Source organism: Kitasatospora sp. NBC_01287, assembly GCF_026340565.1.
Taxonomy (GTDB): Bacteria; Actinomycetota; Actinomycetes; order Streptomycetales; family Streptomycetaceae; genus Kitasatospora.
The window spans coordinates 4,799,686-4,818,193 of sequence record NZ_JAPEPB010000001.1; the positions used below are offsets into that span (position 1 = coordinate 4,799,686).

The 18,508-nt window shown below is 74.1% G+C and carries 14 protein-coding genes; 11 read left to right on the forward strand and 3 right to left on the reverse strand.

Annotation, left to right across the window (positions count from 1 at the left end; genetic code table 11):
- The first annotated feature begins 49 nt into the window (after nt 1-49).
- Nucleotides 50-754, forward strand: coding sequence for an ABC transporter ATP-binding protein (locus OG455_RS20620; protein ID WP_266300890.1), 705 nt, complete (start codon nt 50-52; stop codon nt 752-754).
- Nucleotides 751-3,129, forward strand: coding sequence for an FtsX-like permease family protein (locus OG455_RS20625; RefSeq protein ID WP_266295849.1), 2,379 nt, complete (start codon nt 751-753; stop codon nt 3,127-3,129). The genes OG455_RS20620 and OG455_RS20625 overlap by 4 nt, the downstream gene beginning before the upstream one ends.
- A 30-nt stretch (nt 3,130-3,159) precedes the next feature.
- On the opposite strand, the gene OG455_RS20630 is transcribed toward OG455_RS20625, so the two are convergent.
- Nucleotides 3,160-4,152 (reverse strand): Lrp/AsnC family transcriptional regulator, encoded by a 993-nt coding sequence (locus OG455_RS20630; RefSeq protein ID WP_266295851.1) that lies wholly within the window; start codon nt 4,150-4,152, stop codon nt 3,160-3,162.
- Nucleotides 4,153-4,308: 156 nt separating this feature from the next.
- Between OG455_RS20630 and OG455_RS20635 the strand changes: the two genes are divergently transcribed.
- Nucleotides 4,309-5,766, forward strand: a complete 1,458-nt coding sequence (locus OG455_RS20635; RefSeq protein WP_266295853.1) for an MFS transporter — start codon at nt 4,309-4,311, stop codon at nt 5,764-5,766.
- A 58-nt stretch (nt 5,767-5,824) separates the two neighbouring features.
- Here OG455_RS20635 and OG455_RS20640 read toward each other — a convergent pair whose 3' ends face one another.
- Nucleotides 5,825-7,528: a DUF4132 domain-containing protein gene (locus OG455_RS20640; RefSeq protein ID WP_266295855.1), complete on the reverse strand. Its 1,704-nt coding sequence runs from the start codon at nt 7,526-7,528 to the stop codon at nt 5,825-5,827.
- A gap of 343 nt (nt 7,529-7,871) precedes the next feature.
- Here OG455_RS20640 and OG455_RS20645 point away from each other — a divergent pair, with 343 nt between their 5' ends.
- From OG455_RS20645 to OG455_RS20680, 8 genes are all read left to right on the forward strand, one after another.
- Nucleotides 7,872-10,307, forward strand: a complete 2,436-nt coding sequence (locus OG455_RS20645) for a glycosyl hydrolase family 18 protein (RefSeq protein ID WP_266295857.1) — start codon at nt 7,872-7,874, stop codon at nt 10,305-10,307.
- 169 nt (nt 10,308-10,476) lie between these two features.
- Complete coding sequence (locus OG455_RS20650; RefSeq protein WP_266295859.1) at nt 10,477-11,271, forward strand: hypothetical protein; 795 nt, start codon at nt 10,477-10,479, stop codon at nt 11,269-11,271.
- A gap of 91 nt (nt 11,272-11,362) precedes the next feature.
- A complete protein-coding gene (locus OG455_RS20655) occupies nt 11,363-12,247 on the forward strand; it encodes a LysR family transcriptional regulator (RefSeq protein ID WP_266295861.1) in 885 nt (294 codons plus the stop codon).
- A gap of 107 nt (nt 12,248-12,354) precedes the next feature.
- On the forward strand, nt 12,355-13,161 hold the full coding sequence (locus OG455_RS20660) for a pentapeptide repeat-containing protein (protein ID WP_266295863.1): 807 nt from the start codon (nt 12,355-12,357) through the stop codon (nt 13,159-13,161).
- 128 nt (nt 13,162-13,289) lie between these two features.
- Nucleotides 13,290-13,862, forward strand: a complete 573-nt coding sequence (locus OG455_RS20665) for a GNAT family N-acetyltransferase (protein WP_266295865.1) — start codon at nt 13,290-13,292, stop codon at nt 13,860-13,862.
- A 190-nt stretch (nt 13,863-14,052) separates the two neighbouring features.
- Entirely contained in the window at nt 14,053-14,643 is a 591-nt protein-coding gene (locus OG455_RS20670) for a GNAT family N-acetyltransferase (protein ID WP_266295867.1), read from the forward strand.
- Between the two features lie 303 nt (nt 14,644-14,946).
- On the forward strand, nt 14,947-16,155 hold the full coding sequence (locus tag OG455_RS20675; protein WP_266295869.1) for a hypothetical protein: 1,209 nt from the start codon (nt 14,947-14,949) through the stop codon (nt 16,153-16,155).
- A gap of 180 nt (nt 16,156-16,335) precedes the next feature.
- A complete protein-coding gene (locus OG455_RS20680; RefSeq protein WP_323185543.1) occupies nt 16,336-17,616 on the forward strand; it encodes a hypothetical protein in 1,281 nt (426 codons plus the stop codon).
- A gap of 21 nt (nt 17,617-17,637) precedes the next feature.
- On the opposite strand, the gene OG455_RS20685 is transcribed toward OG455_RS20680, so the two are convergent.
- A complete protein-coding gene (locus OG455_RS20685) occupies nt 17,638-18,423 on the reverse strand; it encodes an aquaporin (protein WP_266295871.1) in 786 nt (261 codons plus the stop codon).
- Nucleotides 18,424-18,508 lie beyond the last annotated feature (85 nt).

The window sequence follows — 18,508 nt, forward strand, 5'->3', positions numbered from 1 at the left end:
TAGCGTCGTTCCCGACAGCACGACCCCGGTGAACAGGACGGAAGACCTGATGGGCCACGTGATCGAACTGGCCGGCGCGGCCAGGCACTACGACAGCGACACCCCGGCCCTCGGGCCGCTCACCCTCACCGTCGAGGAGGGTGAGGCACTCGCGGTGACCGGGCCCTCGGGCAGTGGGAAGTCCACCCTGCTCAACCTGATCGCCGGTCTGGACAAGCCGAGTTCGGGCGGCGTCACGGTGGCCGGGCAGCGGCTCGACCGACTCGGCGAGCGCGAGCTGGCGCGGTTCCGGCGCGAGCGGATCGGGATGGTCTTCCAGTTCTTCAACCTGCTGGACGACCTCACCGTCACCGACAACATCCTGCTGCCGGCCCAGCTGGCCAAGGCCGGTGGGCGGGCGGCCGCGGCCCGCGCGGCCGAACTGCTGGAGACGCTCGGCATCGCCCAGCACGCCCGGGCCTACCCGGGCCGGCTCTCCGGCGGCGAGCGCCAGCGGGTCGCGGTGGCCCGCGCGCTGATCAACCGTCCGGCGCTGCTGCTGGCCGACGAGCCGACCGGGGCACTGGACAGCGCCGCCGGTCAGGAGGTCCGCGAGCTGCTGACCGACCTGAACCGCGGCGGCCAGACGGTGGTGCTGGTCACCCACGACGAGGCGCTCGCCGAGGCCTGCGCCGGTCGGCGGCTGCACCTGGTGGACGGCCGCGTCGCGCTCGACCGGCAGACCCGCGGCGAGACCTCGGCGGTGACCCGATGAAGCGCGGCGGCGCCCTCGGCACGGTGGTCCGCTCCGGGGTGGGGCGGCGGCGGTCGCAGACCCTGGTGACGGTGCTGGTCACCATGGTCGCGGTGGTCTCGGCGGTGGTCGCGGGCTCGCTCCTGGCGGCCGCCTCGGCGCCGTTCGACCACGCCTTCGCCCGGCAGCGCGGCGCGCACCTGGTCGTCCGGCTCGACGCCGGGGCGGTGGGCGCCGCGCAACTGGCCGCCACCGGGCGGCTGCCCGGGGTGACGGCGGTCGCCGGGCCCTACCCCGCGACCACCCTCACCCCGGTGCTGGACAACGGCCAACCCGGGCCGCAGCTCTTCACGGTCGGGCGGCCGAGCGCCGCCGGTGGAGGCGTCGACGAGCTGAGCCTGTCGGCCGGTCGCTGGGCGAGCGCGCCGGGGGAGATCGTGGTATCGACGGACTACACCGGTCCGGAGTTCGCCGTCGGCACCACCGTGCGGACCACCTCGGGCGCCGCGCTGACCGTGGTCGGCCTCGCCTCCTCGGTGAGCGGGACCGCTCAGGCCTGGACCACGCCGACCGGCCTCGACGCGCTGCGCGGCCCGGGCGGCGCGGCGCAGCAGCAGGAGCTCTACCGGTTCGCCGCGGCCGGCACCCAGGCGCAGGTCGACGCCGACCGGGCCGAGCTGGCCGGCGCGCTGCCGCCCGGCGCGCTGCTGGGCACCCAGTCCTATCTGGACGCCAAGCTGGCCGCCGACGAGAACGCGCGGTCGATCGCCCCGTTCCTGCTGGCCTTCGGCGGGCTCGGGCTGGTCATGTCGGTGATCATCGTGGCCAGTGTGGTCAGCGGCGCGGTCGGCTCCGGCATGCGGCGGATCGGCATCCTCAAGGCACTCGGCTTCACCCCGGGCCAGGTGGTGCGCGCCTATGTGGCCCAGGCACTGCTGCCGGCGGCGCTGGGCACGCTGCTCGGGCTGGTGGGCGGCAACCTGCTGGCCACGCCGCTGCTGGGTGACGCCCAGGAGGCGTACGGCTCGGCCTCGTCGACGGTGGCCTGGTGGGTCGACCCGGCGGTCGGGGGCGCCGCGCTGCTGGTGGTCGCGCTGGCCGCGCTGGTGCCCGCGCTGCGGGCCGGGCGGCTGCGCACGGTGGACGCGATCGCGGTGGGGCGGGCCCCGCGCACCGGCCGCGGGCAGTGGGCGCACCGCCTGGCGGCCCGGCTGCCGGTGCCGCGTCCCGTCTCCTACGGCCTGGCCGGGCCGTTCGCCCGCCCGGTGCGCACCGCCGCGCTGGTGGCGGTGGTGGCGTTCAGTACCGCCGCCGCGACCTTCGCCGGCGGGCTGACCTCCTCGGCGAACGCGATCGGCCGCTCCCGGGAGGTCGACAGCGGGTACGCGGTCACCGTCGACCCGATGGTCTCCCCGCACCCTGCCGCCCCCGGTCAGGCAGACGGGGCTCAGCAGTTGCCCGTGCCCCTGAGCGCCGCGCAGGACGCCATGGTGGTGGCCGCGATCCAGGCCCAGCCGGGCACCGCCGGCTACTACGGCACCAACGGCGTGCAGGCCACCGTCTCCGGGGTCGCCGGCCCCGTCCAGACCATGCTCTACACCGGTGACTCGCTCGCCTCCGGCTACGACATGCTCGCCGGGCACTGGCTGACCGGCCCGGGGCAGGTGGTCGCGCCGCAGCACTTCCTGACCAGCACCGGCCACCGGGTCGGCGACACGCTCACCCTGACCTCGCAGGGCAGCAGCGTCTCGGCGGTGATCGTCGGCGAGTCGTTCAACGCGGGCCAGGGCGGGGTGGAGCTCAGCGCCGACCTGCCCGCCTTCCTGACCGGCCCCCAGGCACCGGCGATCTGGGGCTACCACGTCGCGCTGAAGCCCGGCGTCCCGATCGCCTCCTACCTGGGCGGGCTGAACGCGGCGCTGGCTCCGCTCGGGGTCCGCGGCACCCCGCGCCAGGTGGCGACCCCGAACATGGTGGTCATGGTGGACGCGATGACGGCGCTGCTCACCCTGATGCTGCTGGTGGTCGCCGGGCTCGGGGTGCTCAACGCGGTGGTGCTGGACACCCGGGAGCGGGTGCGCGACCTCGGCGTCTGCAAGGCACTCGGCATGACGCCTGGTCAGGTGACCGCGATGGTGCTCACCTCGGTGGCCGGGATCGGCCTGGTCGGCGGGATCCTCGGGGTGCCCGGCGGGATCGCGCTGCACGACCTGATCCTGCCGATGGTCGGGCACGGCATGGACAGCGCCCTGCCCACCCAGGTCACCGACGTCTACCACGCCCCGGAGCTGGGCCTGCTGGGGCTGGGTGGCGTGGTGATCGCGATGCTCGGCGCGCTGCTGCCGGCCGGCTGGGCGGCCAGGGCCCGGACGGCGACGGCGTTGCGCACCGAGTAGCGCCCCCGGCCGGGTCCGTTCCCGCCCGCGCTAGCGACGTCGCGGTGGCAGCGGGAACGGGCCCGGGCCCTTGACCACCCGCATGGTCGGGGCGGTCTCCACCTGGCGGACCGCGGGCAGCGAGGCGATCCGGGTGGTCAGGTAGGTGTAGAGGGACTGGATGTCCTTGGTGAGCACCGCGGCGTGCAGGTTGGTCGGCCCGGTGGTCGCGCAGGCGTAGGCCACCTCCGGGTGGGTGGCCAGCGCGGCGCCGGTGGCCGCGAGTTCGGCCGGGGCGACGGAGAGCCACAGGGTGGTCGCGGTGTACACGCCGAAGATCCGCCAGTCCACGTCCAGGTCGAAGTAGAGGACCCCGCAGGCCTCCAGCTCGTCCATCCGGCGCCGCACCGTGCTGGCCGACCAGCCGGTGGCGCCGGCCAGTTCGGCCAGCGGCGCCCGGCCGTCCAGGGCCAGCGCGTCCAGCAGCAGCCGGTCCGCCTCGTCCAGCACCGGTGGCGGGCCCGAGGGTCGCTCGACGGGCGCCCCGGGGCCCAGCGCCGCGACCTGCTCGGCGGTCAGCGAGCCGGACTTCATCACCAGGCTGAGCGATCCGCCGAAGAAGGTGTGCATCACGCAGTGCGCGGTGACGCCGACCACGCTCGGGGTGCGCGGCAGCCGCTGCAGCAGCAGCGAGTGGTCGGGCTGCGCCGGGTGGGCGCGGGTGGAGCAGTTGATCTCGGTGCCGCCCGAGCTGAGCAGCACCCAGACGGTGTCCTCGCGGCGGGCCAGCGCCTCGGCGACGGTGCCGGCGGCGTCCGGGGTGCACTGCACCCGCACGTGCCAGCGCACCTCACCCAGCGCCTCCGGGTCGGTCAGGCCCAGCACCCGGATCCAGCCCGCGCCGCGCAGCCGGGTGTAGCGGCGGGCCACGGTCTGGTCGGAGACGCCGAGCACCGCCGCGATCCGGCTGAACGGCGCGCGGGCGTTCAGCTGCAGGGCGTGGACGAGTTGCCGGTCCAGGTCGTCGAAGGTGTCGAGATCCATCAGGCCAGGCTACCTGATGTCGAAATACTCCGGATCAAGGCAGATGGTTGAAGAATTCAAGGGGTTTCGGGTGATCGTGGGCCGGTCACCCCTTCCCTCCTCGCCCGCCCCCTCTTCCCCCCTTCTGTGATTCGTTCTGTGATTCGGAGAGTTCCTGTGCGCAAGTGGATACCCCTGGCGGCGATCTGCCTGGGCGCGTTCATGCTGCTGGTCGACGTCAGCATCGTGAACGTGGCGCTGCCCAAGATGTCGACCGACCTGCACTCCTCCTTCACCTCCCTGCAGTGGGTGGTGGACATCTACGCCCTGGTGCTGGCCGCGCTGCTGATGGCGCTCGGCTCGCTGGGCGACCGGCTCGGCCACCGCCGGCTCTACCTCGGCGGCCTGGTCGTCTTCGCCGCCGCCTCGCTGACCTGCGCGCTGGCGCCCGACGCGGCCACCCTGATCGCCTCCCGGGCGGCCCAGGGGGTGGGCGGCGCCGCGATGATGACCTCGACCACCGCGCTGCTCAACGGCGCCTACCAGGGCCGCGACCGGGGCACCGCGTTCGGCGTCTGGGGCGCGGTCAACGGCGCGGCGGCGGCCGTCGGGCCGGTGCTCGGCGGGCTGCTCACCGACCAGTTCGGCTGGCGCTCGATCTTCATGGTCAACGTCCCGGTGGCGGTGCTCGCGCTGGCGATGACCCTGGGCTACCTCAAGGGCGGCGCGGGCGCGGCGCGCGGGCGGCTCGACCTGCTCGGCGCGGTCAGCTTCACCGCCTTCGCCGGCGCGCTGACCTACGGGCTGATCGAGAGCGGCGACAAGGGCTGGGGCAGCGCGATGGTGCTCGGCCCGATCGCGGTGGGCGTGCTGGCGCTGCTCGTCTTCGTGCTGGCCGAACTGCGCGCCGGCCGCTCGGGCCAGCCGCTGCTGGACCTGGGCCTGCTGCGCAACCGCACCTTCCTCGGCCTGACCCTGGCCGGCCTGCTGCTCACCGCCGCCGCCTTCGCGCAGCTCACCTACACCTCGCTCTGGCTGCAGCAGGTGCTGGACCTCAGCCCGCTCGACGCCGGGCTCGCGGTCTGCCCGCTGGCCCTGGCCGCCTTCGTGGTGGCACTGGTCAGCGGCAAGGTGATGCACCGCTTCGCGCCGCAGCTGCCGATCGGCGTGGGCCTGCTGCTGATCGGCGGCGGCACCCTGCTGCTCGGCCTGGTGTCGGCCGGCTCCGGCTGGGCCGCGCTGCTGCCCGGCCTGCTGGTCACCGGCGTCGGCGTCGGGATGTCCACCCCGCTGCTGATGTCCACCGCGCTGGCGGCGGTGCCGCGCGAGCGGGCCGGGATGGCCAGCGGCGCGATCAACACCGCGCGCCAGCTGGGCTACGCGCTGGGCATCGCGCTGCTCGGCACCATCTTCCAGAACCGGGTGCGGGAGTTCACCGGCCACGCGGTGGGCCGCCCCGACCTGCACGCGGCCTTCGCGGCCGGCCTGGACCGGGTCTTCCTGATCGCGGGCTGCACCGGACTGGTGGCGGGCGTCCTGGTGCTCGCCCTGGTCCGCCGCACGCCCCCGCCCGCCTGGGCCGCCGCCCCGGCCCAGGCGGCGCCGACGGACGCGGTCGCGGCGGCCAGGTCGTAGGTCCTGTCGCGCCGCCCCCGCCCCCGCCCCCGCCCCCGCGGCCGCTCGGCGGGCGTCCTCAGCCGGGCTCCTGGAGCTGGGCCACCGGTTGGCGCAGCCCGCGTTCGGCCAGCGCCGCCCGCCAGGCCTCGGCCTGCGCGGGCTCGCCGGCGTGCGGGTGCCAGAGCCGCACGAGGGTGTCGTCGGCCAGTTCGTGCACCTGGCCGGCCAGGTCGCGCAGCAGCCAGTGCTCGGAGCCGGCGCGGCGCACCGGCAGGCCCCGCACCGGGCCTGACCGGCCGTCGATCTCCCAGACCAGGGTCCGGGTGAGCGCGGCCGGCCCGGGGCTGTCCAGGAAGGCGGCGCGCCAGCGGGCCGCCGGGGTCCCCGGGTCGCTCACCAGCCGCTCGGCCAAGGCGCCTCGGTAGGTCTGGAGTTGCCCGCGCAGCTCGGCCAGCCGGGAGCGCAGCGCGGCGTACCGGGCCGGGTGGCGCTCGCGGACCTGGGAGGGGACCCGGGTCAGCAGGCTGCCGGCCTGGTTGCGGAAGCGCAGCTCCACCGAGCCGGCGGGGTCGAAGACGAAGACCGCCGTGTAGGCGCCGACCGGCACGGTGAGTCCGGTCAGATCGACCCCGGCGGGCAGGTCGCGGACCGCGGCCAGCTCCTCGCGGGCCAGCCGGGCGGCGGCGGGCGACTGCGCGGTCAGCAGCCGGCGGTGCCGGCCCGCACCCGACTCGCCGGCCAGGGCGGCCAGCGCGGCGAGCCCGGCACGGATGAAGTGGGCGGCGCCGGGCGGGAGTTCCTCCATCGCGCGGCCTGCGTGGCAGCGCAGGGCCAGGCCCAGGTGCTGGATCGCCCGGTGGTCCTCGGCGACCACCGCCGCCCAGGCCAGCGCACCCAGCAACTGCCCGCCGCGCTCGCTCGGCGGGCCCGCGTGCCAGGCCTTCGCCGGGCAGCCGGTCGGCTCGCCGTACCCGGCGGCCAGCAGCACCCGAAGGGGCTCCTTGAGCGCGGGAGCGAGCTGCAGCGCCTCCCTGACCCGGCCGAGCCAGCGGTAGTCGGGCCGCAGCTCGGTCGCGTCCGCGCACAGCCCCAGCAGCCGCAGCGCGGGCTCCTGGTAGAGCGTGGCACCGAGCCCGCAGCGGGCCGCGCTCGCGAACGGGTCGTCAGCGGGCAGTAGCGTCCCGGTGTCGACCTCGGTGGGCAGCAGCGCGCGCAGCCGCTCGGCGAAGGCGCGCTGCTCCGGGTCGGGCCGCTGGTCGGGGCCGTGGAAGTCGGTGTGGCAGCCGAAGCGCACGGCGAGCAGCGTGCGCAGGTAGGGGTGGAACGCCTCGCGCTCGGCCGGCGCCAGCTCCTCGTACGCGGCCAGCGGCAGTTCGAGGCAGCTCTCCGTGGTCAGCCAGCGGGTGGTCGGGTGCAGCGGGTCGACGCCCTTGAGGGCCAGCGCGAAGAGCTCGTGCACCTCCTCGGGCCGCCACCCGCAGTGTGCCTCGCGCAGCGCGACGGTGGCCGCCCACTCGTAGTCCTCGGCCACCAGGCCGGTGCGCTCGTGCTGCAGCCGCAGCGCGATCTCGCGGCGGGTCGCGGCCGGGAGGGCGTCGAGCAGCGCGGTGGTGGCCGGCGCGTCCTGGGCGCCGTCGGTCCGGCTGCGCAGCACGTCCTGGCGTCCGGCCCGCACCAGCGCCCGGCCGAGCGGGCCGGGCCGCAACGGAGAGCCGTGCCGCAGGCCCGTCACCCGCGGAAACTCGCCGCCGAGCAGGAACAGTCGTTGCCAGCGCTTCATCCACGCTCACCCCCGTCGTACGTCCTACCGCATCGGGGCGCGCCGGGAACACGCAGGGCCGGCCCAGGAGCGCCGCGGCACTCGAACGAAAGGTCGAATGGTAGAGACCTGTTCAACCGTCGCTCGGCCATTGGCGGACGAATTCGGACGTTTGGGCCGGTCGGAGACTCCGTCAGATTGCGGATTGGTACAGACCTGTTGACCCGAAGGGTCATCAGGACATACGTTCTGCGCCAATCCGCGGAAGCGCGGTCGGGCCGGGTGCGCACCTGCCCGACCCAGGTACACCTCCCCCCACACTGCGCCCGGAACCCCACCGCCGGGCGTGACTCCTGGAGCGACCATGCCCGAACGCGCTACCGCCACCCGGCAGGTCGAGCGGCCCCACGCCGCTCGACGGCCCTTCCGCAACGCGACCGTCCTGGCCACCGCCACCGCGCTGATCGCCGGTGCCGCCGGCATCGCCACGCTGGCCGGCGGCACGGCCTCCGCCGCGAGCGTCAACCTGCTGAGCAACGGCGACTTCGAGACCGGCACGCCGGCCGGCTGGACCTGTTCCGGCGGCCTCGGCAGCATCACCAGCACCGCTCCGCACGGCGGCAGTTACGCGCTGGCGGGTGCCGCGAGCGCGGGCGACACCGCGCAGTGCTCGCAGACCGTCGCGGTCACCCCGAGCACCGCCTACAGCTTCTCGGGCTGGCTCAAGGGCAACTACGCCTATCTCGGGGTCACCGGCACCGGCACCACCGACACCAGCACCTGGACCTCCAACACCAGCTGGAGCAACCTCAACACCACCTTCACCACCGGTGCCTCGACCACCTCGGTGACGGTCTGGGTGCACGGCTGGTACGGCCAGGGCACCTACAACGCGGACGACCTGGCGCTGACCGGGCCGAGCACCGGCACCAGCAGCGCCTCGCCCTCGAAGAGCGCCTCGCCGTCGCAGAGCGCGTCCCCGAGCCAGAGCGCCTCCAGCAGCCCCTCGCAGAGCGCCTCCCCCTCGCAGTCGGCCTCGCCGTCGCAGAGCGCCTCGCCGAGCCAGTCCGCCTCGCCCTCGCAGAGCGCCTCCCCCTCGCAGTCGGCCTCGCCGAGCCGGAGCGCGTCCCCGAGCCAGAGCGCCTCGCCCACCGCCTCGCCCAGCGGCAGCCCCGCGCCCGGCGGCGACGGCCTGGTCAGCACCCCGGCCGGGGTCAGCGCGAAGGTCAGCAACAACACCGTCACGCTGAACTGGACCGCCTCCACCGACGGCGGCCAGAACGGCAACGTGCCGGCGTACTACGTCTACTCGGGCGGCAACCTGGTCGCCACCTCGATGGGCACCTCGGTCACCGTCAGCTCGCTGCAGCCGAACACCGCCTACACCTTCACCGTGCAGGGCTACGACGTGGCCGGGCACAGCAGCGCCCAGTCCGCCCCGGTCGCCGCGACCACCGGCGCGCTGCCCACCGGCGCGGTGAAGTCGGCGTACTTCTCGCAGTGGGGCATCTACGGCAACGCCTACTACCCCAGCAGCGTGGCGGCCAGCGGCGCGGCCTCCGGCCTGAACGTGATGACCTACGCGTTCGAGAACATCGACCCGACCAACCAGACCTGCTTCGAGACCATCAAGGCCGCCGACACCAACGACAGCGACCCGAACGCGGGTGACGGCGCGGGCGACGCCTTCGCGGACTACCAGAAGTCGTACACCTCGGCGAACAGCGTCGACGGCACCAACGACGCCTGGAGCCAGCCGATCAAGGGCAACTTCAACCAGCTGCGCGAGCTCAAGGCGAAGAACCCGAACCTGCGCTTCACCCTGTCGATCGGCGGCTGGACCTACTCGAAGTTCTTCTCCGACGTGGCCGCCACCGACGCCTCGCGGAAGAAGTTCGTCTCCTCCTGCATCAACATGTTCATCAAGGGCAACCTGCCCACCGTCTCGGGTGACGCCTCCGGCGGCACCGGTTCGGCCGCGGGCATCTTCGACGGCATCGACATCGACTGGGAGTACCCGGCCTCCACCGGCGGCCACGCCGGCAACCACACCTCGCCCGCCGACACCGCCAACTACACCGCGCTGCTCGCCGAGTTCCGCAACGAGCTGGACGCCTACGGCAGCAGCATCGGCAAGCACTTCCTGCTGACCGCGGCGCTGCCGAGCGGCCAGGACAAGATCACCAACGTCCAGACCGACCAGATCGGCAAGTACCTGGACTACGGCAACATCATGAGCTACGACATGCACGGTGCCTGGGACGCGACCGGCCCCACCAACCTGCAGGACCCGCTCTACAACAGCCCGAGCGATCCGAGCACCCCGATCGCCCCCGGCACCGAGAAGTACACCGTGGACAACGCGGTCAACGCCTTCATCAACGGCGACCCGGCGTACGGGATCAAGGGTGGCTTCCCGGCCTCCAAGCTGGTGCTGGGCGTGCCGTTCTACTTCCGCGGCTGGACCGGCGTCCCGGCCGGCAGCACCAACGGCCTCTACCAGAGCGCGACCGGCCCGTCCGCCGCGCAGAGCACCAGCCAGGCGGCCGGCGTGGCCTTCTGGAAGGAGCTGGTGGCCACCGGCAAGACCGGTGCGGCCAACGTGCACTGGGACCCGACCACGCAGAGCTCGTGGATCTACGACGGCACCAACCTCTTCACCGGTGACACCCCGCAGGCCATCACCGCCCGCGGCGCGTACGCCACCAGCAAGGGCCTGGGCGGCATCTTCGCCTACTCGCTGGAGGCCGACGACCCGTCGGGCAGCCTGGTCAACGCGATGACCAGCAGCATGAAGTAGTCAGCGGGCAGCAAGCAGCACCACGGGCGGGAACGGCCCGTACGGCCCCCGGCGCGAGCTCTCGGCGCCGGGGGCCGCGGCTGTTCCGCCCGTCACTACCACCTGCTAATCTCAGCCGATTTCACCGCGGCGCACCGCCGCGGACCAGACGGGGCAAGAGGGAAAAACCATGGCAATTCGCCGGGCCAAGCAGAAGGCTCAGGTCATCGAGAAGCTCTCCCAGGTGGCACCGCCCGGGGAGACGTTCATCGCGTGCGTGCACGTGGAGACCGGCCCGAGCCCCTGGCTCAACGCGGTCTTCGACGAGGTCCCGCTGCTCGGTCTGATCGTCGCGCTGACCCGGCGGTTCTACTTCCTCACCCTCACCAACAGCTCGGTCGTGGTCAACGTCGCGAGCCGCTGGACCAACCGGCCCGGCGAGGTGGTCGGGGTCTACCCGCGCAACGCCTTCCCGGTCGAGCGGGTCAAGCGGGCCACCATCTGGAGCTCGATGTACCTGCAGCTCCCCGGTGACAGCAAGCCGCGCCGGCTGAACATCCACCGCTACTGGCGTGCCGAGATGGACCAGCTCTCCGCCGCCTTCCCGCCCGGGGCGATGGCGGACGGCTCGCTGCCGCCGGCCGTGGCCGGGCAGATGCTGCCGCCGCAGGGTCAGCCCTACCCGCAGCAGGGCCTGCCGCAGGGTCAGCCCTACCCGCAGCAGGGCCTGCCCCAGGGTCAGCCCTACCCGCAGCAGGGCCTGCCGCAGGGTCAGCCCTACCCGCAGCCGGCGCCGGGTCAGCCGTTCCCGCCGCAGGCCGCACCGCCCGCGCAGCCGTTCCCGCAGCAGGCCGCTCCCCAGCCCGCCCCGCCGGCCCAGCCGTTCCCGCAGCAGCAGCCGGCCCAGAACCCCTACGACGGGCAGAACCCGTACGGCGGCCAGCCGGGCCACCCGAGCTACGCGCCGCACCCCGACCAGCACTGACCGCCGGTCACCACCCGCGATCGCCCACCGCGCCGCTGTGCCCACTCCGCCCGTTCCGGTCCACCGGGGCGGGCGGAGTACGGTGACCGGTGTGAACGACCTCGCCATCCGCGAGCTGCGGATCCTTGTCGCCGTCGAGCGCGCGGGCAGCTTCACCGCCGCCGCCGAGGCGCTGGGGCTGACCCAGTCCGCCGTCTCCCACGCCGTCAGCGCCTGCGAGCGCAAGATCGGCACGGTCCTCTTCGACCGCGGCCGGCACGGCGCCCGCCCCACCGCGGCCGGGGTGCGCGCGGCGGCCCACGCCCGCCGGATCCTGCGGCTGCTGGACGCGCTGCCCGACGAGGCGCGCGGCGCGAGCACCCAGGTGCTCAGCGGTCCGCTGCGGATCGCCGCCTTCCGCACCGCCGCCGTCCACCTGCTGCCCACCGTGCTGAGCCGGATCAAGGCCGCCCACCCGGGCCTGGCCCCCGAGGTGCGGATCGTCCCCGAGGTCGGGCGCGGCACCGCCGGCGAGGTCCAGGACGGCCGGGCCGACCTCGGCATCGCCACCCTGAGCGGCAGTTACCGGCTGCCGGAGGGCCTGGTGGCCGGAGAGCTCTTCGAGGAGGCCTACTCGCTGGTCCACCCCGCAGGGCACACCGACCCGCGCACCCTGCCGCTGATCGACTGGACCGAGAACTGCTCCTCCTACACGCGGGAGTGGTGGGCGGTCCAGGACTGGCTGCCCGCCACCCGGCTGGACGCCGGCGAGGACAGCGTGGTGCTCTCCATGGTGGCGGGCGGGATGGGGATGGCGGTGATGCCCCGGCTCGCGCTGCTGGACGCGCCCGCCACGGTGGCGGTGACCGACCTGGGCGCGGAGCGGCCCACCCGGACGGTGGGTTACGTGACCACCCCGGAGCTGGCACGGACGCTGGGTGTGCGGGCGCTGATCCGCGAGCTGCGCGGCGCGGCGGCGGCGGGCGTGGCGGCATGACCGGACGCCCGGCCGGACGCTCGGGTGCCCGGCTGGACGCCTGACTGGACGCCTGACCTGCGCTTCGGCTCTACTCGACAGCGATCCCGCCCTCGGAGAGGACCCACGTGCCCGAGTCCACCGCCCTGACCGGCGACTGCGCCAACTGCTTCGGCCTGTGCTGCGTCGCGCTGCCCTTCACGGCCTCCGCGGACTTCGCGGTCACCAAGGAGGCGGGCAAGCCCTGCCGCAACCTGCAGGCCGACTTCCGCTGCGGGATCCACACCCGGCTGCGGCAGCAGGGCTTCGCCGGCTGCACGGTCTACGACTGCTTCGGCGCCGGGCAGCGGGTCTCCCAGGTCACCTTCGGCGGCGCCGACTGGCGCCAGGCACCGGGGACCGCGGGCCAGATGTTCGCGGTCTTCCCGGTGGTGCGCCAGCTGCACGAGTTGCTCTGGTACCTCGCCGAGGCGCTCACCCTCGCCCCGGCGGCCGAGCTGCGCCCCGAGCTGCGTGAGCTGCTGGCCGCCACCGAGGCGCTGGCCGCCGGCACCGACGCCGCCGCCCTGCTCGCACTGGACCTGCCCGCCCACCGCGGCCGGGTCAACACGCTGCTGCTGCGGGCAGGTGAGCTGGTGCGGGCCACCGTGCCGGGCAAGAAGCGCGACCGCCGCGGCGCCGACCTGATCGGCGCCAAGCTCGCCGGTGCCTCGCTGCGCGGCGCCGACCTGCGCGGCGCCTACCTGATCGCCGCCGACCTGACCCGGGCCGATCTGCGCACCGCGGACCTGATCGGCGCCGACCTGCGTGACACCAGGCTGCACGGCGCCGACCTCACCGGCGCCTTCTTCCTCACCCAGCCCCAGCTCAACGCCGCCAAGGGCGACGCGGCCACCAAGCTCCCGGCCGGCCTCACCCGCCCGTCGCACTGGTAGCCCAGTCCGGTCCAGCCCCGCCCCGCCCAGCCCCGCGGATCACGCTGTCGGACCTTCATGATCGAATCCAAGGCGCTACCTGTGGCACCAGTGCCTGACGATCGATCCGAAACCCGAGGTGACCGACCATGGCGGAGCGCGCCCCCGCACCGCAGATCCGGCTCGAACCCTGGGCGGACACGCCCGAGTTCCTCGAACTGCTGCACCGGACCAACGCCCCCGAGATGACCGAGCACCTCGGCGGCCCGGAGACGGCGGAGCAGGTGCTCGCGCGGCACCAGCGCTACGTCCGGCTCAGCGGCTCGGAGACCGCGCAGATGTTCGGGGTGGTGCTGGCGGAGACGGGGGAGGTGGCCGGCAGCATCGGGTACTGGGAGCACGAGTGGCGGGGCGAGCCCGGCTACGAGACCGGCTGGGGCGTGCTGCCCGCGTTCCAGGGCCGGGGGATCGCCGCCGCCGCCGTGGCCGCCGCCGCCGTGGCCGCCGCGGCAGCCGCCGCGCGGGCGGAGCGCGGGCACCGCTGGCTGCACGCCTTCCCGTCGGTCGACAACCTCGCGTCCAACGCGCTCTGCCGCCGCGCCGGGTTCACCCTGGTCGAGGCCTGCGACTTCGAGTACCCGCCCGGCAACCTCATGCGCTGCAACGACTGGCGCCTCGACCTGGCACCTCGACCTGGCGAAATGCCGGTGCGGCAGGGATGACCGACGCGAACGGAGCGGCGGCGACGGAGTACGACGCCCCACCGCGCACGCCTGGTCCGCGCTCGGGGCGCCCCGGAGCTGCTCGCGGGTGTGGCGTACCGGCGGGCGCCGGGGGTGCCGGCCGCGCGGCTGCCGGTGCGGGAGCTGGCCCGGGCCCTGGTCGGTCCGGTGCCGCGCATACGCTCCGACCATGACGGAGACCACCGGCGCCCTTCGCGTCGTCACCACCGAGCGCCTCGAACTGCGCGCCGTGAGCCTGGACGACCTGGAGCCGCTCTACGCGATCAACTCGGACCCCGAGGCGTGGCGGCACCTGCCCCAGGGCCGGCACACCGACATCGAGCAGACCCGGGACTGGATCGAGCGGGCGGCGGAGCGCTGGGCGGACGGTCTCAGCTACTGGACGGTACGGCTGCGCGGCGACGGTGACGGCGGTGGCGCCGGCCCGGTGATCGGGATCGGCGGGGTGCAGGCCCAGCAGGGGCGCGGCCACTGGAACCTCTTCTACCGGCTGGCGACCGCCCACTGGGGCCGTGGCTACGCGACCGAGCTGAGCCGGGCGGGGCTCGCCGCTGCCCGGGAGCACAACGCCGAGCTCCCGGTCTTCGCCTGGATCTACGCGCACAACGCCGGGTCGCGCGCGGTGGCCGAGCGGCTCGGGCTGATCGACCACGGACTGCGGCTCGATCCGATCTACCGCGACCTGCTCCACCTCTACGCGGACCGCCCGCAGCCGGCCTGGCGGGACGGGACACCGCTGGTGACAGGTGATCAGACCTGACGGTGCCACAGGTGACGGTTTGCTGGGGATGTGCTGGGTGAATGCTGGGGATGTGGAGATTCCGTGCCGGGCTGGGCGCTCCGGATGCCCCGTGCTTGACCTGCGGACACCTGGGCGAGGGGCGTAGGACCGCAGGCCGAACGGCAGGCGTGGGATCTGCGTGCGGTGCGGAGATTTTGCGATGGGCCGTGAACCGTGGTCCTACGGATATGAGTTCGTCCGATATTCTCCGTCGAACTTCTCCCGTCGGCCCAGGGGCGTCTCTCCATGGGCGCGGATCCTGATGATGAGGTGCTCACACCCATGCGTCGTTCTCTCGCCCTGGCCGCGGCCGGCACGCTGGCATGCTCGGTGGTGCTGACCGGCGGCGCCGCGGCCTTCGCGGCACCGCTCGCCGCTTCGGTGACGACCAGCCCCGCGGCCTCGGTGCCGCCCGCGGCGGTGCCGGCCTCGGCCGAGCCGAAGCTGCAGGTCGAGGGGCTGAAGCACACGGTCACGGCGGGTGACCAGCCCACGGAGTTCACCGTGCAGCTGACCAACACCTCCGGCAGCGACCTGGTCTTCTACCCGGCGGTCCAGGTGAACGACCAGGCGCTGGACTTCGACAACACCCAGCTCCTCCTGGACTACAAGAAGGCCCGCCAGGACTGGCAGGAGAGCACCATCCCGGCCTTCCTGGACACCGTCCGGCTGCTCGGCCCGCTGGACGACAGCGGGGAGCCGTCGCCGGACGCGCTGATCTTCGTCAAGGCGGGCAAGTCGGTCTCGATCAAGGTGCGACTCGGGCTGCCGGACGACAACCCGACCGGGCCCGCCTTCGCGCAGTTCGTCGCCTACTGGGCGCCGGTCGACGCCGACAAGGTGCCCACCCAGGCCGGCGAGCTGTCCACCAGCAAGCCCGCCTTCTTCTGCGTGCTGCCGCCGCACGGCGGGCACCCGACCGGGAGCCCGTCGTCCAGCCCGTCGGCGAGCGCCTCGGCCTCGGCGAGCGCCTCGGCCTCGGCCTCGGCGAGCGCCTCCGCTTCGGCGTCCTCCTCGCCCTCCAGCTCGGCCAGCGCGTCCAGCTCGCCGTCCTCCTCGCCGTCCGCCTCCGCTTCGGCGTCCTCTTCGCCGTCGTCCTCGCCGAGCGCCTCGGCCTCGGAGTCGTCCTCGCCGTCGTCCTCGCCGTCGGCCTCCGCCTCGGCCAGCCAGTCCGCGAGCGCCTCGCCGAGCCACTCGACGAGCCCGTCCAGCTCTTCCCCGGCGGCGGTCGCCACCCCGTCCGCCTCGTCCACCGACATCACGGTCACCCCCTTCCCGGTGCAGCCGCCGAAGGCTGTGGTGGTGCCGATCCCGGCCGCCGCCGTGCAGCAGGCGCAGGCCTCCGAGGCCGCGGACGAGAAGAGCCTGGCCTTCACCGGCGGTGGCAGCGATGCCACGCCGATCGCGATCGCCGGCGCCGGTGTGCTCGCGGCCGGCGTGGGCACCCTGGTCCTGCTCCGTCGTCGCAAGGGCGGCGCGCGGCACGCCTGACCCGCGCCTGACCTGCGCCGTCCGTTGAGCGGACCGGCGATCCACCTGTCCTGGGTCCGGGGCGAGCACTGCTCGGCCGGGCCCAGGGCACATGTGCGCCACGCCACAGCCGGTGGGCTGTTCCAACTGATCGCATAGGATGTCCGGCCGGGGGGGCCGGTGCGGGGAAGAGGAACAGAGGTGCGCGGAGCCAGCGCGGACAGCAGTGCAACCGATTACGGGTCGAACACCGGCCGGATCGCCAGCCTGCCTGTCCGCAGACACCACGTCCTCCTGGTCGCCTGGACCATCCTCTGGTTCCTGATCGTCTTGCCCAGCGGCGGCGTCTCCTGGCACTACCTGCGCGAGGGCGAGCAACTGCTCTTCGCCAACCAGCAGGGCGGCGGACTCTCGCTCTACGCGCACCACCCGGAGTTGCAGATCGGGCCGGTCAGCCTGGCCGCGGCCAGGCTCTTCGCCCCGTTCCCCGAGTCCGTCGGGCAGGTGCTGGCCGAGGGCACGATGTCGGCGCTCGGGCTGGTGATGCTGGTCCTGGTCGGGCGCACCGCCGCCTGGTACTACCGCGGCACCGGCACCAACCACCGCCGTCTGCAGCAGCGGATCCTGATCGCCGGGCTGGCCTTCATCCCGATGTGGGTCGAGGTCTCGGTGCGCTTCGCGCACCTGGACGACGTGCTGGCGCTCTTCTTCACGATGCTCGCGGTGCACGCGCTGGTGCGGAACAAGCCGGCCGCGGTGGGCATCTTCCTGGCCCTGGCGGTGGACTCCAAACCCTGGGCGATCTCCTTCCTGCCGCTCATCCTGGCGCTGCCCCGGTCGAGTTGGAAGCGCTCCTTCCTGTGGTGCGCGGGGCTGGTGGCCGTCGCCTGGCTGCCGTTCTACCTGGGCAACCTGGGATCGATGGCGGCCGCCAAGTTCACCATCCCCAACCAGCCGGCCTCCTCGCTGCGCTGGCTGGGCGTCTCCGACCCCTCCACCCCTTGGTGGGACCGGCCCGCGCAGTTCGCGGTCGGGATGGGCCTGGGCACCCTGGCGGTGCGGCGCGGGCGCTGGCCGGCGGTGGTGCTGGTCGGCGCGAACGCCCGGATCCTGCTGGACCCGAGCGTCTACACGTACTACACGGCGTCCATCCTGCTCGGCACGCTGCTCTGGGACGCGGTCGGCCAGCGCCGCCTGGTGCCCTGGTGGAGCTGGATCGCGCTGGCCTCGCTCTACGGCGGCACGCTGCTGATCCCGAGCGACTCGACCCGCGGCCTGATCCGGCTGGCCTTCGTGGTGGTCTCCACGGCCTACGTGCTGCTCTGGCCCACCAAGAAGCCGCGCCGCGGCCGCGGCCGCGGCAGCGCCGAGGGCGGGGGCGGCCGAGGGGCCGGCGGGCGTCGGGGCAAGGGCCGGGGCACGATCCCGCGCCCGAGTGGCGAGGCGCGCACCCCGGCCGCCATGGGGGCCGAGGCCGGCTGAGGCGGTGCCCGCCGCACCCGGCTACGCGTGGCTGAACAGGGCCGCCGGCTCGTCGGCCCCGCCCGCGGGACGGGCGCCGGCGCCGGGCGCGCTCCCGCCGTCCGGACCGGCGCCGTGCGGCCGGTCCGGGCCGAAGAGCAGCCGCACCAGCGCGAGCCCGATCACCGAGCCGAGCAGCTGGGCCAGCAGGAACCCGGGCACCGAGCCAGGCGCGATGCCGGTGTACCCCGCGTTCAGCGAGCGCCCCACGGTCAGCGCCGGATTGGCGAAGCAGCCCGAGGCGGTGGCCCAGATCCCGGCCGCGATCCAGCCGGCCACCGCCGCCGGGGCGTAGCGCTGTCGGCCGGACCTGGCCAACCCGAAAGCCACCAGCAGCAGCACCGCCGTCGCCACCACCTCACCGGTCCACTGCGCGGGCCCGCTGCGCGCCTGGTGCGCGAGCCCTATGGTGCTCCGGTCGAACATCAGCCCGGCGAGCAGCGCCCCGCCGCTTGCCCCGGCGAGCTGGGCGAGCGCGTAGCCGGCCACCTCGCGCACCCGCAGGGCCTGCGCCGTGCCGCGGCTGGTCCACCAGACGCCGGCCGTGACCAGCGGGTTCAGGTGGGCTCCGGAGACCGGCCCGAGCAGCGCGATCAGCACACCGAGCGCGCAGACCGAGGCGAGCGTGTTGGTCAGCAGCTGGACCCCGCCGTCCTGGCTGAGCGCCACGGACTGGATGCCGGACCCGATCACGGTGAGCGAGAGAATGCCGGTACCCACGGCCTCGGCGGCTGCCCTGCGGCCGAGGGAGGGAGTGCTGAGGATCATCGGACCATCGTCCAGTCAGGGCACGCGGGGTCACAATGCCCGTCCGGATAGCGGTACCTCCAAGGCCCGGGTCACGCGTCCGAGC

Excerpts from the sequence above, each read along its gene's own strand:
- OG455_RS20625 (WP_266295849.1), top strand. The coding sequence starts at position 751 with ATGAAGCGCGGCGGCGCCCTCGGCACGGTGGTCCGCTCCGGGGTGGGG.
- OG455_RS20630 (WP_266295851.1), bottom strand. The coding sequence starts at position 4,152 with ATGGATCTCGACACCTTCGACGACCTGGACCGGCAACTCGTCCACGCC.
- OG455_RS20640 (WP_266295855.1), bottom strand. The coding sequence starts at position 7,528 with ATGAAGCGCTGGCAACGACTGTTCCTGCTCGGCGGCGAGTTTCCGCGG.
- OG455_RS20620 (WP_266300890.1), top strand. The coding sequence starts at position 50 with ATGGGCCACGTGATCGAACTGGCCGGCGCGGCCAGGCACTACGACAGC.
- OG455_RS20685 (WP_266295871.1), bottom strand. The coding sequence starts at position 18,423 with ATGATCCTCAGCACTCCCTCCCTCGGCCGCAGGGCAGCCGCCGAGGCC.
- OG455_RS20650 (WP_266295859.1), top strand. The coding sequence starts at position 10,477 with ATGGCAATTCGCCGGGCCAAGCAGAAGGCTCAGGTCATCGAGAAGCTC.
- OG455_RS20670 (WP_266295867.1), top strand. The coding sequence starts at position 14,053 with ATGACGGAGACCACCGGCGCCCTTCGCGTCGTCACCACCGAGCGCCTC.
- OG455_RS20645 (WP_266295857.1), top strand. The coding sequence starts at position 7,872 with ATGCCCGAACGCGCTACCGCCACCCGGCAGGTCGAGCGGCCCCACGCC.
- OG455_RS20675 (WP_266295869.1), top strand. The coding sequence starts at position 14,947 with ATGCGTCGTTCTCTCGCCCTGGCCGCGGCCGGCACGCTGGCATGCTCG.
- OG455_RS20665 (WP_266295865.1), top strand. The coding sequence starts at position 13,290 with ATGGCGGAGCGCGCCCCCGCACCGCAGATCCGGCTCGAACCCTGGGCG.